We start from the raw sequence: 14,220 nt of genomic DNA on the forward strand, positions 1-14,220 counted from the left end.
TAATAGATCGAGGACTTAACCATATAATATGAAGCAAATGTTATCTAGTTTTGAAGGAATATACCTTCAATAGTTTGGTGATGATGGCAGAGAGGTCACACCCGTTCCCATACCGAACACGGAAGTTAAGCTCTCTAGCGCCGATGGTAGTTGGGACCTTGTCCCTGTGAGAGTAGGACGTCGCCAAGCAAAAACCTAAGTCGTTTCGACTTAGGTTTTTTTGTGTTTATTTTTATTTACCGAAGGTTAAAATCCATAAATTTAATAATCCTAAAGAAGAAAAAAGAATAAAATAGAGGCTATTTAAAATAATGGCAATGATTTTTTGTGCTCCTGATTTTCCAAATGCTCCTAAAATAATCCCTAAGATAGGAAACATTATTTCTATCATAAGTATATATTTTAAATAATGAGAGTAGAAAAAATGGGATGATATAAATAAGTATTCAATAATTACAGCAATTACTGCGACAGAGAAAAATAAATATGATAATAGCATAGTTATTTTTTTCACGGTTATCCTCCTTATAAATAAAATCACCACCATATAAATTATATTGATTTGTAGACACAACAGTGTATATATTGAATTAAAGCATACTGAGGTAGTATATGAACAGTTATGTATAAAATAGATCTCTAGAAATATATATTCTAATTCCCTTTCCTTCTTGCATATAGTTGCAATTCTTCTTTTGAATATAACTAAAACACGAACGTTAGCAACAACTACTAAAAAAACATTCGATTATTTATTGACATTGTTTATGAAATATTGTTAATATAGCCATAGAAACAATAATATATAAGACCTCATATAATCGCGGGGATATGGCCTGCAAGTCTCTACCTAACGACCGTTATTCGTTGGACTATGGGGGAAAGTCACTCGGTATTTTTCTATTCACAAGGGATACGTATGCCTGAGTAGAGCGCTTTCTCTCATAGTAAAAGAGAAACTGTTCTATTTCAGGCTTTTTTTATTTGAATCGGGGGGATTCTAATATGAAATCACTAGTTGGAGTCATAATGGGAAGCACGTCAGACTGGGAAACAATGAAATATGCTTGTGACATTTTAGATGAATTAAATATACCGTATGAGAAAAAAGTTGTATCCGCTCATCGGACTCCGGATTATATGTTTGAATATGCAGAAACAGCTCGTGAACGTGGATTAAAAGTTATTATTGCTGGAGCTGGTGGAGCAGCACATTTACCAGGAATGGTTGCAGCGAAGACAAATCTTCCTGTAATCGGTGTCCCTGTTCAATCAAAAGCGTTAAACGGCCTAGATTCGTTATTATCAATTGTCCAAATGCCAGGAGGGGTTCCAGTTGCAACAGTTGCAATTGGTAAGGCTGGTTCAACAAATGCTGGACTACTGGCAGCACAAATACTTGGATTATTTCATGATGATATACATGATGTATTAGAGTTGAGACGAGAAGCTATTGAGAAAACTGTGCGTGAAGGTAGTGAACTAGTATGACGAGAATCATTTTACCTGGAAAGACAATTGGAATTATTGGCGGTGGCCAGCTTGGAAGAATGATGGCGCTGGCAGCTAAGGAAATGGGTTATAAAATAGCTGTTTTAGATCCTACTAAACATTCACCATGTGCACAAGTTGCCGATGTTGAAGTTGTTGCATCTTATGATGATTTGAAAGCGATTCAGCATTTAGCAGAGATAAGCGATGTTGTCACATATGAATTTGAGAATATTGATTATAGATGTTTACAATGGCTTGAGAAACATGCGTATTTACCACAAGGTAGTCAATTATTAAACAAAACGCAAAATCGTTTTACAGAAAAAAATGCGATTGTAAAGGCTGGTTTACCAGTCGCATCTTATAGACTAGTTCAGAATCAAGATGAACTTTCAGAAGCAATTGCTGAGCTGTCCTTCCCTTCGGTGCTAAAAACAACGACAGGTGGATATGACGGTAAAGGGCAAGTTGTTTTAAGATGTGAAGCTGATGTTGAGAGGGCAAGGGAGCTTGTTAGTAAAGCTGAATGTATTCTAGAAAAATGGGTGCCATTTGAAAAGGAAATATCAGTTATTGTAACTCGCAGTGTAAGTGGTGAAACGAAAGTATTCCCAGTCGCAGAAAATATTCATGTGAATAACATTTTGCACGAATCTATCGTTCCAGCTCGTATTACAGAAGAGCTTTCGCGAAAAGGGATTGAATATGCAAAAGTACTTGCGGATGAATTAAAGCTTGTGGGAACACTAGCGGTAGAGATGTTTGCTACAGCTGATGGTGAGATTTACATTAATGAATTAGCACCAAGACCGCACAACTCAGGGCATTATACACTTGATGCATGTGAAACGAGTCAGTTTGGTCAACATATTCGAGCAATCTGTAATTTACCTCTTGGAGAAACAAATTTGTTAAAACCAGTTGTCATGGTGAACATTTTAGGCGAACATATAGAAGGGGTCCTAGGACAAGTGAATAGACTAACCGGGTGCTATTTACACTTGTATGGAAAAGAAGAAGCAAAAGCACAGCGAAAAATGGGGCATGTTAATATTTTAAATGATAATATTGAAGTCGCTCTAGAAAAAGCGAAGAGTTTGCATATTTGGGACCATCAAGAACAACTGTTGGAGGGAAAAAGATGATTAATCGTTATACACGCCCTGAAATGGGTGCGATTTGGACGGAAGAGAACAAATTTAAAGCGTGGTTAGAAGTTGAGATTTTAGCGTGTGAAGCATGGGCGGAGCTTGGCGATATTCCAAAAGAAGATGTGAAAAAAATTCGTGAACATGCATCATTTGATATTGATCGTATTTATGAAATTGAAAAAGAAACACGTCATGACGTAGTTGCTTTCACTCGTGCTGTATCAGAAACACCAACATTAGGTGAAGAACGTAAATGGGTTCATTACGGTTTAACATCTACAGACGTAGTAGATACAGCTTTATCTTACATCTTAAAACAAGCAAATGAAATCTTGTTAAAAGACTTAGAAAACTTTGTTAGCATTTTAGCTAATAAAGCGAAAGAGCATAAGTACACGATTATGATGGGAAGAACACACGGTGTACATGCAGAGCCAACAACATTTGGTTTAAAACTTGGTCTTTGGTATGAAGAAATGAAACGTAACGTAGAGCGTTTCAAACAAGCTGCTGATACAGTTCGCGTTGGTAAATTATCTGGTGCGGTTGGTACATATGCAAATATTGATCCATTCGTAGAAAAGTATGTTTGTGAAAACTTAGGATTAGAAGCAGCGCCAATTTCAACACAAACATTGCAACGTGATCGTCATGCACATTACATGTCAACACTTGCACTAATCGCAACATCTGTTGAAAAGATGGCAGTTGAGATTCGTGGTTTACAAAAGAGTGAAACACGTGAAGTTGAAGAGGCTTTCGCAAAAGGTCAAAAAGGTTCTTCTGCAATGCCGCATAAACGTAATCCAATTGGATCTGAAAATATGACTGGTTTAGCTCGTGTTATCCGCGGTTATATGATGACAGCTTACGAGAATGTTCCGTTATGGCATGAGCGTGATATCTCTCACTCTTCTGCAGAACGCGTAATTTTACCAGATGCTACAATCGCGTTAAATTACATGTTAAATCGCTTTGGTAATATCGTTAAAAACTTAACTGTATTCCCAGAGAATATGAAACGCAATATGACAAGAACATACGGCTTAATTTACTCTCAGCGCGTAATGCTTACACTAATCGACAAAGGCATGGTACGTGAAGAAGCTTATGATATCATACAGCCTAAAGCGATGGAAGCTTGGGAAACACAAGTACAATTTAAAGAGCTTATAGAAGCTGACGAGCGCATTACAAGTAAGTTAACGCAAGAAGAAATTAACGAATGCTTCAATTATGAACATCATATGCAACACGTTGATACAATCTTTGAACGCCTTGGATTAAACGAAGCGTAAAATTTCATATGGCACAGAATAGAGTCATTCTGTGCCATTCTTTATAAAAATATTATTCACATTTTTCAAACTACAGGGGGCTTGCGAAATGCAAAAGCTAGAATTGCTGTATGAAGGTAAGGCAAAAAGAATTTATCGTACAGAAGCAGCAGATATGGTTTGGGTAGAGTACAAAGATAGTGCGACTGCTTTCAATGGGGAGAAAAAAGCGACAATTACAGGAAAAGGTCGTTTGAACAATGAGATTACAACTTTATTGTTCAGAAAGTTACAAGAAGTTGGAATTAAAACACACTTTGTGGAGAAGTTATCTGATACAGAACAACTTGTCAAAAAGGTGAGTATTATTCCATTAGAAGTTGTCACAAGAAACGTAATTGCAGGTAGTCTTTCAAAAAGGCTAGGAATGGAAGAAGGAACTGCTCTTACAACACCAATCGTAGAATTTTACTACAAAGATGATGATTTAGGAGATCCGCTTGTAACGGAAGATCATATTCGTTTGTTAAATGTTGCAACACCAGAGCAAGTAAGCGTATTACGAGATGCAGCTCTACAAATCAATCAAGTGTTGATTGAGCATTTCGCAAGCTGTCGTGTAAGATTAGTAGATTTCAAATTAGAGTTTGGCGTAACAGAAGAAGGGGAAATCATATTAGCAGATGAAATTTCACCAGATACTTGCCGTTTATGGGATGAAACGAGCAATGAAAAATTTGATAAAGATGTATTCCGTCGTGATCTTGGGAATTTAACAGAAGCATATGAAGAAATTTTAAAACGTTTAGGGGGAGCTTCACATGTATAAAGTTAAGGTATATATAACGTTAAGAGAAAGTGTATTAGATCCACAAGGAACTGCGGTAAAGGGAGCACTTCATAGTCTTTCATTTACAGAAGTACAAGACGTTCGAATCGGAAAGTATATGGAATTAACAATTGATAAATCAGTATCTGATCTGGATAGCAAGGTAAAAGAAATGTGCGAAAAACTATTAGCAAACGTTGTAATGGAAGACTACCGTTATGAAGTTGAGGAGGTTGTCGCACAGTGAAATTTGCCGTAATAGTATTTCCAGGTTCGAACTGTGATGTTGATATGTTTCATGCAATTAAAGATGAGCTTGGCGAAGAAGTAGATTACGTTTGGCATGATACAGAGAACTTAGATGAGTATGATGCGATTCTATTACCAGGTGGATTCTCTTACGGTGACTACTTACGCTGTGGTGCTATTTCTCGCTTTGCTAATGCAATGAAAGCAGTGCAAAAAGCTGCTGAGCAAGGAAAGCCGATTTTAGGTGTATGTAATGGATTCCAGATTCTTGTTGAATCGGGATTACTACCAGGAGCATTAATGAGAAACGAAAACTTAAAGTTTATGTGCCGTACTGTTCAGTTACGTGTTGAAAATAATGAAACGATGTTTACATCACAATATGAAAAAGATGAAGTAATTAACATTCCAATTGCACATGGCGAAGGAAATTACTATTGTGATGAAGCGACCCTTAAACAATTAGAAGAGAATAATCAAATCGCATTCCGTTACGTAGAAAATCCGAATGGAAGCGTTTCAGATATTGCAGGTATTGTAAATGAAAAAGGGAATGTCCTTGGTATGATGCCACACCCAGAGCGTGCTGTAGATGAATTACTTGGCGGTGCTGAAGGGTTAAAAGTCTTTCAATCTATCTTAAAACAGTGGAGGGAAACATATGTCGTTAATGCTTGAACCAAATCCAACACAAATTAAAGAAGAGCGTATATATGCGGAAATGGGGCTAACAGACGAAGAGTTTGCCATGGTTGAAAAGATTTTAGGCCGTTTGCCGAATTATACAGAAACGGGACTATTCTCTGTTATGTGGTCTGAACATTGTAGTTATAAAAATTCAAAGCCAGTTCTTCGTAAGTTTCCAACGACAGGTGAGCGCGTTCTGCAAGGACCTGGAGAAGGCGCTGGAATTGTAGACATTGGTGATAATCAAGCCGTTGTATTTAAAATGGAAAGTCATAACCATCCTTCTGCAATTGAGCCATATCAAGGGGCAGCAACAGGTGTCGGCGGTATTATTCGCGATGTATTCTCTATGGGAGCACGTCCGGTAGCTCTATTAAACTCACTTCGCTTCGGTGAATTACAATCACCACGCGTGAAATATTTATTTGAAGAAGTAGTAGCAGGAATCGCAGGATACGGTAACTGTATCGGTATTCCTACTGTTGGTGGAGAAGTACAGTTTGATCCATGTTATGAAGGAAATCCACTTGTAAATGCAATGTGTGTAGGCCTAATTAATCATGAAGATATTAAAAAAGGGCAAGCACATGGTGCTGGTAATACAGTAATGTACGTAGGAGCATCAACTGGTCGTGATGGTATTCACGGTGCAACATTCGCATCTGAAGAGCTATCTGAAAGTTCAGAAGCGAAACGTCCGGCAGTTCAAGTAGGAGATCCATTTATGGAAAAACTTCTTATTGAAGCATGTTTAGAACTTATTCAGTCTGATGCACTTGTTGGAATTCAAGATATGGGAGCTGCTGGTTTAACATCATCTTCTGCAGAAATGGCAAGTAAAGCAGGTATGGGTATTGAAATGTACTTAGATGATGTACCACAGCGTGAAACTGGAATGACTCCATATGAAATGATGTTATCTGAATCACAAGAGCGTATGTTAATCGTTGTGAAAAAAGGTAGAGAGCAAGAAATAGTAGATTTATTTGAAAAGTATGGTCTTGCAGCAGTTACGATGGGGAAAGTAACGGAAGATAAAATGCTTCGCTTATTCCATAAAGATGAAATGGTAGCTGAAGTACCGGCGGATGCTCTTGCAGAAGAAGCGCCAATTTATCATAAACCGTCAAAAGAAGCAGCATACTTTGCTGAGTTCCAGCAGATGAAAATGGAAACACCACAAGTAGAAAATTATAAAGACACGTTATTATCTCTATTACAACAACCAACGATTGCAAGTAAAGAGTGGGTATATGATCAATATGATTATCAAGTGCGCACTAGCACAATCGTTACACCAGGTTCAGATGCAGCGGTTATACGTGTACGCGGTACAGAAAAAGGATTAGCAATGACGACAGATTGTAACTCTCGCTACATTTATCTAGATCCAGAAATGGGCGGAAAAATTGCAGTAGCAGAGGCGGCACGTAATATCGTATGTTCTGGCGGGGAGCCACTTGCAATTACAGATTGCTTAAACTTTGGTAATCCAGAAAAGCCAGAGATCTTCTGGCAAATTGAGAAATCAGTAGATGGTATGAGTGAAGCTTGTCGCACATTACAAACGCCAGTTATCGGCGGAAACGTTTCAATGTATAACGAGCGTAGTGGTGAAGCTGTATATCCAACACCAACTGTTGGGATGGTTGGACTTGTACACGATTTAAAACACGTAACAACACAAGAATTTAAACAAGCTGGCGATTTAGTTTATGTAATCGGAGAAACGAAAGCTGAGTTTGGTGGAAGTGAATTACAGAAAATGATTTACGGCAAAATTTTCGGTCAATCACCAAGCATTGATCTAGATGTAGAATTAAAACGCCAAAAACAATTACTAGCAGCAATTCAAGCTGGACTTGTTCAATCTGCACATGATGTTGCAGAAGGTGGTTTAGCAGTTGCAATTACTGAAAGTGCAATTGGTACTAACGGTTTAGGTGCTACTGTGAAATTAGACGGGGAAGCAACAGCAGCACTATTTGCAGAATCACAATCTCGCTTTGTTATAACTGTAAAACGTGAAAATAAAGAAGCATTTGAGAAAGCGGTTGAAGCAATTCAAGTTGGAGAAGTTACAAATACAAATGAAGTAACAATTCATAATGAAGAAAATGAAGTATTACTTACAGCAAATGTAGATGAAATGAGAAAGGCTTGGAAAGGGGCAATCCCATGCTTGCTGAAATAAAGGGGTTAAATGAAGAATGTGGCGTTTTTGGAATTTGGGGGCATGAAAATGCAGCACAAGTTTCGTACTACGGATTGCACAGTTTGCAGCACCGTGGACAAGAGGGCGCAGGCATTGTTGTAAATAATGGGGAAAAAATCATCGGTCACAAGGGATTAGGTTTAATATCAGAAGTGTTTTCAAGAGGTGAGCTAGAAGGATTAAACGGAAAATCAGCAATTGGACACGTACGATATGCAACAGCTGGTGGAAGTGAAGTTGCTAACGTTCAACCATTATTATTCCGTTTTTCTGATCATAGTATGGCGCTAGCTCATAACGGAAATTTAATTAACGCAAAGATGCTTCGTCGTGAATTAGAGGCAGAGGGAAGTATTTTTCAAACAAGTTCAGATACAGAAGTACTTTTACATCTCATTAAACGTAGTACGAAAGATTCTTTAATTGATAGTGTAAAAGAGGCCCTAAATAAAGTGAAAGGTGCGTTCGCATATCTTTTACTAACTGGAAATGAAATGATTGTTGCGCTAGATCCGAATGGATTCCGCCCTCTGTCAATTGGAAAGATAGGGGATGCTTACGTTGTAGCATCAGAAACATGTGCTTTCGATGTAGTAGGTGCAACATACATTCGTGATGTAGAACCTGGTGAATTAATTATCATTAATGATGAAGGAATTCACGTAGATCGTTTCACAAATGATGTAGAACATGCAATTTGTAGTATGGAATACATTTACTTTGCACGTCCAGATTCTAATATCGCTGGCATTAATGTTCATGCAGCACGTAAAAACATGGGGAAACGTTTAGCGGCGGAAGCTCCTATTGAAGCTGATGTAGTTACTGGTGTGCCAGACTCTAGTATTTCAGCAGCGATTGGTTATGCGGAGGCGACAGGAATTCCGTATGAGTTAGGATTAATTAAAAATCGTTACGTTGGACGTACGTTTATTCAACCTTCTCAAGAACTGCGTGAGCAAGGGGTTAAGATGAAGCTTTCAGCAGTAAGAGGCGTAGTTGAAGGAAAACGAGTTGTTATGATTGACGATTCTATCGTAAGAGGAACGACAAGTAAACGAATTGTTCGTATGCTTCGTGAAGCTGGAGCGACAGAAGTTCATGTAAGAATCGCTTCACCACCTCTTAAGTACCCATGTTTCTACGGAATTGATATTCAAACGAGAAAAGAATTAATCGCAGCAAATAATTCAATAGAAGAAATTCGTCAAATCATCGGAGCAGATTCTTTAACATTTTTAAGTGAAGATGGATTAATAGATGCAATTGGACGTCCATATGAAGGGAAATACGGTGGCTTATGTATGGCTTACTTCAATGGGGACTATCCAACAGCTCTTTATGATTATGAGCAAGAGCTTTTAGAAAGTATGAAATAAGAAAGTGAAAAAAGCTTCTACTTCTTTTGATGTAGAAGCTAGCTTCTTTCTTAAAACAGCCCGCCCTGGATGGGGAGAAATTAAAAGACGAGGTGTAAAAAACGATGGCGAATGCATATAAGCAAGCAGGAGTAGATATTGAAGCTGGATATGAAGCGGTATCTCGCATGAAAAAACACGTACAAACAACAATGAGAAAAGAAGTACTAGGCGGTTTAGGCGGTTTTGGAGGTATGTTTGATCTATCAAAATTTGCATTAGAAGAACCTGTATTAGTATCTGGAACAGATGGCGTGGGAACAAAATTGATGCTCGCTTTTATGGCAGATAAACATGACACAATTGGTATTGATGCAGTAGCAATGTGCGTAAATGATATTGTTGTCCAAGGAGCAGAGCCGCTTTTCTTCCTTGATTATATTGCTTGTGGTAAAGCTGAACCTAGTAAAATTGAAAACATCGTCAAAGGTATATCAGAGGGCTGTCGCCAAGCTGGTTGTGCATTAATTGGTGGGGAAACAGCTGAAATGCCAGGTATGTATTCTACGGAAGAATATGATTTAGCTGGTTTTACAGTTGGTATTGTTGATAAAAAGAAAATTGTAACAGGTGAAAAGATTGAAGCTGGTCAAGTATTAATTGGCTTAGCATCTAGCGGTATTCATAGTAACGGTTATTCTTTAGTGCGAAAAGTGTTACTAGAAGATGGAGAATTATCTTTAGATCGTATTTATGGGCGCTTAGAACTACCTCTTGGTGAAGAATTATTAAAACCAACGAAAATTTATGTCAAACCTATTTTAGAACTATTGAAGAAACATGAAGTATACGGTATGGCGCATATTACAGGTGGCGGGTTCATTGAAAATATTCCACGTATGTTGCCAGAAGGAATCGGTGCGGAAATTGAACTAGGAGCTTGGGAAATTCAGCCGATTTTCAGTTTACTTCAAGAATTTGGAAAACTAGAAGAGAAAGAAATGTTCAATATTTTTAACATGGGTATTGGTATGGTAGTAGCAGTAAAGGAAGAAGAGGCAAAAGATATTGTTCGTCTTCTTGAAGAGCAAGGAGAAACAGCTCGTATTATTGGACGCACTGTACAAGGATCTGGTGTTACTTTTAATGAGGGAACAGAACTATGAGTAGAGTAGCAGTTTTCGCTTCTGGGAGCGGCTCTAACTTTCAATCTCTCATTAATGCGGTAGAAGAAAAAAGATTGGACGCAGATATTAGTTTATTAGTATGTGATAAACCAGAGGCACGCGCTATTGGACGGGCGCATTATCATCATATTCCGTGTTTCACCTTTTCAGCGAAAGCATATGAGTCAAAAGAAGCATTTGAAAAAGAGATATTAAAGAAGCTAGAAGAGTATGAAATTGATTATGTTATTTTAGCTGGATATATGCGTTTAATTGGACCGACTTTACTAGCAGCATACGGCGGGAAAATTATTAATATTCATCCATCACTATTACCGAGCTTTCCAGGTAAAGATGCTGTTGGTCAAGCGTTAGAAGCAGGTGTGAAAGTAACTGGAGTAACAATTCATTATGTAGATGCAGGTATGGATACAGGTCCAATTATTGCACAAGAAGCAGTAGTTGTTTCTGAAAGGGATACGAGAGAAAGCTTACAAAAGAAAATTCAACAAGTTGAACATAAATTGTACGTAAATACAGTGAATCAAATTGTTCAGTCTGTGGAAGAACCAACTGTTAACTAACATACAACCAGGGGTGAAGGATAAATGAAAAAGCGCGCATTAGTAAGTGTTTCAGATAAAACAGGAGTAGTAGAATTTGTTAAAGGTTTACTTGAACAAGGGATTGAAGTTATTTCAACAGGTGGTACGAAAAAATTACTAGAAGAAAACGGCTTACAAGTAATTGGTATTTCTGAAGTAACTGGTTTCCCAGAAATTATGGATGGCCGTGTAAAAACATTACATCCAAATATTCATGGTGGTCTATTAGCAGTTCGTGATAATGAAACGCATGTAGCGCAAATGAATGAATTAGGTATTCAACCAATTGACTTTGTTGTTGTTAACTTATACCCATTTAAAGAAACAATCGCTAAGCCTGACGTAACATTTGCTGATGCAATTGAAAATATTGATATCGGTGGCCCAACAATGATTCGCTCTGCTGCGAAAAATCATAAATTTGTATCGGTAATTGTAGATCCAGTAGATTATGATGTTGTATTAGTAGAACTGAAAGAGAACGGTGAAGTAACAGAGGAAACGAAACGTAAATTAGCAGCGAAAGTATTCCGTCATACAGCAGCATATGATGCGTTAATTTCTAACTATTTAACAGAGCAAATGGGCGAAGAAAGCCCTGAAACAGTAACGGTGACATTTGAGAAAAAACAAGATTTACGTTATGGTGAGAACCCACATCAAAAGGCAACTTTCTATAAGGCACCATTTGCTGCAACTTCTTCTGTTGCATACGCAGAACAATTACACGGTAAAGAATTATCTTACAACAATATCAACGATGCGGATGCAGCACTTAGCATCGTGAAAGAATTTACAGAACCAGCAGTAGTAGCGGTAAAACATATGAATCCATGTGGTGTTGGGGTAGGAACTGATATTCATGAAGCATATACACGTGCTTATGAAGCGGATCCAGTATCAATCTTTGGCGGTATTATTGCAGCAAATCGTGAAATTGATAAAGCTACAGCTGAAAAGTTACATGAAATTTTCTTAGAAATTATTATTGCACCTTCTTTCTCACAAGAAGCTTTAGAAGTGTTGCAAAGTAAGAAAAACTTGCGCATACTAACTGTAAATATTGAAAAGGCAACGACTGCAAGCAAAAAGCTAACTTCTGTACAAGGTGGTCTTCTTGTTCAAGAGGAAGATACGTTATCATTAGATGAAAGTGCAATTTCAATTCCAACGAAACGTGAACCGTCAGAGCAAGAATGGAAAGATTTAAAACTAGCTTGGAAAGTTGTAAAGCATGTGAAATCAAATGCAATTGTTTTAGCGAAAGATGATATGACAATTGGTGTCGGTGCTGGACAAATGAACCGCGTAGGTTCTGCGAAAATTGCAATCACACAAGCTGGCGAAAAAGCACAAGGTAGCGCACTTGCATCTGATGCTTTCTTCCCAATGCCAGATACAGTAGAAGAAGCAGCAAAATCTGGAATTACAGCAATCATCCAACCAGGCGGATCGATTCGTGATGAGGATTCTATTAAAATGGCAGATGCGTATGGGATTACGATGGTGTTCACTGGCGTACGTCATTTCAAACACTAATAGAGGATGTTTAAAAGGTCCGGTCAAGATAACTGTTGCATGTCGTCGTTGCATCGCCAGTGCGGTACTCATGTAGGAAAGCTACACTCCGTGTCCTCCTGGCAATTGCGCCTCGACCTGCTCGGTTTTCTTGATCCTCCTTTTTAAACTTTTATCCCGCATTAACGGGCAGTAAGACTCCCACCTCAAAACTCGGTGAATGAGAGGAAGTTAGGTGGGAGATAACTGCCCGTAAAAGCCCGATTGGTTCAACTAATAATCAGTGGGGGATGGAGAAAACCCCCACTGATTAAAGTTTCACTTTATTGATATGAAAACAAACTAGGAGCATAGCTTCTAGTTTGTACTTATTTAATTATTGGGGGATGAAATATGAATGTTTTAGTAATTGGTCGCGGTGGACGTGAGCATGCTTTAGCCTGGAAGTTTGCGCAATCTGAAAAGGTAGAAAAAGTATATGTAGCGCCAGGTAATGAAGGTATACGAGATGTTGCAACACCAGTTGATATTGATGAGAATGATTTTGATGCACTAGTCTTATTTGCAAAAGAAAACAATGTAGGCTTAACTTTCGTTGGACCAGAAATTCCACTTATGAACGGAATCGTTGATCGCTTTAAGGAAGAGGGACTTCGTGTATTTGGGCCTAATAAAGCGGCTGCTGTTATTGAAGGTAGTAAAGCTTTTACAAAAGAATTGATGAAAAAGTATGATATTCCAACTGCGGCCTATGAAACTTTTACAGACTATGAAGAGGCAGTAAAGTACATTCAAAAAGTTGGTGCACCGATTGTAATTAAGGCAGATGGATTAGCTGCTGGTAAAGGTGTAACCGTAGCAATGACGCTTGAAGATGCATTGCAGGCCGCGAAAGAAATGCTACAAGATGTGAAATTCGGCGCAGCAAGCAAGAAGGTCGTTATTGAAGAGTTTTTAGATGGACAAGAATTTTCATTAATGGCATTTGTAAATGGAACAACTGTGCATCCAATGGTAATTGCTCAAGATCATAAACGAGCTTTTGATGGCGATAAAGGTCCTAATACAGGCGGAATGGGCGCATATTCTCCAGTACCACAAATTCCGGAGTCAGCGGTTCAAGAAGCGATTCAAACAGTATTACATCCAACCGCTAAAGCGATGATCCAAGAAAATCGTTCGTTTACAGGGATTTTATATGCGGGGCTTATTTTAACGAATGATGGTCCAAAGGTAATTGAGTTCAATGCACGCTTTGGTGATCCTGAAACAGAAGTTGTATTACCTCGCTTAGAAAACGATTTAGTTGATGTATGTAACGCTGTATTAGATGAAAGTGAATTAACGTTACAATGGTCAAAGGAAGCAGTTATTGGTGTCGTACTTGCTTCAAAAGGATATCCAGAAGCATATAAAAAAGGTGAAATTATTAACGGATTAGATGCACTGCAAGAAGTAATTGTTTTCCATGCGGGTACAGCGATGGAACATGGTGACTTTGTAACAAACGGTGGCCGTGTATTATTTGTTGCTTGTAAAGCGAATAGTTTACAAGAAGCGAAAGATAAGGTCTATAAAGAAATCGGTAAAATTGAGAGTGATGGTTTATTTTACCGAAGTGATATAGGATATCGTGCCATTGGGCATGAGATGGCGAGAAGCTAATGTATA

13 protein-coding genes, 1 rRNA gene and 1 riboswitch are annotated in these 14,220 nt (G+C 38.2%); of the genes, 13 read left to right on the plus strand and 1 reads right to left on the minus strand.

The genetic code is table 11. The features are described from left to right. Positions 1-73: 73 nt before the first annotated feature. Positions 74-189, plus strand: a 5S ribosomal RNA gene (gene rrf / locus CQZ94_RS16265). A gap of 43 nt (positions 190-232) precedes the next feature. Here rrf and CQZ94_RS16270 read toward each other — a convergent pair. After that, positions 233-514, minus strand: coding sequence for a hypothetical protein (locus CQZ94_RS16270; RefSeq protein ID WP_105586200.1), 282 nt, complete (start codon positions 512-514; stop codon positions 233-235). A gap of 279 nt (positions 515-793) precedes the next feature. Further along, positions 794-895: riboswitch (purine riboswitch) on the plus strand. 110 nt (positions 896-1,005) lie between these two features. Between CQZ94_RS16270 and purE the strand changes: the two genes are divergently transcribed. The 12 genes from purE (at position 1,006) to purD (ending at position 14,214) form a co-directional block, all read left to right on the plus strand. Then, positions 1,006-1,491: a 5-(carboxyamino)imidazole ribonucleotide mutase gene (gene purE, locus CQZ94_RS16275; protein ID WP_105586201.1), complete on the plus strand. Its 486-nt coding sequence runs from the start codon at positions 1,006-1,008 to the stop codon at positions 1,489-1,491. Continuing rightward, positions 1,488-2,639: a 5-(carboxyamino)imidazole ribonucleotide synthase gene (purK, locus tag CQZ94_RS16280; RefSeq protein WP_105586202.1), complete on the plus strand. Its 1,152-nt coding sequence runs from the start codon at positions 1,488-1,490 to the stop codon at positions 2,637-2,639. Before purE ends, purK begins: the two co-directional genes overlap by 4 nt. Next, positions 2,636-3,943: an adenylosuccinate lyase gene (gene purB / locus CQZ94_RS16285; RefSeq protein WP_105586203.1), complete on the plus strand. Its 1,308-nt coding sequence runs from the start codon at positions 2,636-2,638 to the stop codon at positions 3,941-3,943. The genes purK and purB overlap by 4 nt, the downstream gene beginning before the upstream one ends. Before the next feature lie 88 nt (positions 3,944-4,031). Further along, on the plus strand, positions 4,032-4,751 hold the full coding sequence (gene purC, locus CQZ94_RS16290) for a phosphoribosylaminoimidazolesuccinocarboxamide synthase (protein WP_002010014.1): 720 nt from the start codon (positions 4,032-4,034) through the stop codon (positions 4,749-4,751). Continuing rightward, positions 4,744-4,998, plus strand: a complete 255-nt coding sequence (gene purS, locus CQZ94_RS16295; protein WP_002159504.1) for a phosphoribosylformylglycinamidine synthase subunit PurS — start codon at positions 4,744-4,746, stop codon at positions 4,996-4,998. Before purC ends, purS begins: the two co-directional genes overlap by 8 nt. After that, positions 4,995-5,678 carry a phosphoribosylformylglycinamidine synthase subunit PurQ gene (gene purQ / locus CQZ94_RS16300; RefSeq protein WP_002159503.1) on the plus strand — a complete coding sequence of 228 codons (684 nt, stop codon included), beginning with the start codon at positions 4,995-4,997 and terminating at the stop codon, positions 5,676-5,678. The genes purS and purQ overlap by 4 nt, the downstream gene beginning before the upstream one ends. Next, positions 5,662-7,881: a phosphoribosylformylglycinamidine synthase II gene (gene purL, locus CQZ94_RS16305; protein ID WP_105586204.1), complete on the plus strand. Its 2,220-nt coding sequence runs from the start codon at positions 5,662-5,664 to the stop codon at positions 7,879-7,881. The genes purQ and purL overlap by 17 nt, the downstream gene beginning before the upstream one ends. Further along, positions 7,866-9,281, plus strand: coding sequence for an amidophosphoribosyltransferase (gene purF / locus CQZ94_RS16310; protein WP_105586205.1), 1,416 nt, complete (start codon positions 7,866-7,868; stop codon positions 9,279-9,281). Before purL ends, purF begins: the two co-directional genes overlap by 16 nt. 104 nt (positions 9,282-9,385) lie before the next feature. Continuing rightward, positions 9,386-10,426, plus strand: a complete 1,041-nt coding sequence (gene purM / locus CQZ94_RS16315; protein WP_105586206.1) for a phosphoribosylformylglycinamidine cyclo-ligase — start codon at positions 9,386-9,388, stop codon at positions 10,424-10,426. Further along, the gene (gene purN / locus CQZ94_RS16320; RefSeq protein ID WP_105586207.1) at positions 10,423-11,010 is read left to right on the plus strand and encodes a phosphoribosylglycinamide formyltransferase; all 588 of its coding nucleotides are present in this window, start codon (positions 10,423-10,425) and stop codon (positions 11,008-11,010) included. The genes purM and purN overlap by 4 nt, the downstream gene beginning before the upstream one ends. A gap of 24 nt (positions 11,011-11,034) precedes the next feature. Next, positions 11,035-12,570 carry a bifunctional phosphoribosylaminoimidazolecarboxamide formyltransferase/IMP cyclohydrolase gene (gene purH, locus CQZ94_RS16325; RefSeq protein ID WP_105586208.1) on the plus strand — a complete coding sequence of 512 codons (1,536 nt, stop codon included), beginning with the start codon at positions 11,035-11,037 and terminating at the stop codon, positions 12,568-12,570. 372 nt (positions 12,571-12,942) lie between these two features. Beyond that, on the plus strand, positions 12,943-14,214 hold the full coding sequence (gene purD / locus CQZ94_RS16330; protein ID WP_105586209.1) for a phosphoribosylamine--glycine ligase: 1,272 nt from the start codon (positions 12,943-12,945) through the stop codon (positions 14,212-14,214). The last annotated feature ends 6 nt before the right edge of the window (positions 14,215-14,220 follow it).

It is taken from the genome of Bacillus sp. MYb209, assembly GCF_002975175.1.
Taxonomy (GTDB): Bacteria; Bacillota; Bacilli; order Bacillales; family Bacillaceae_G; genus Bacillus_A.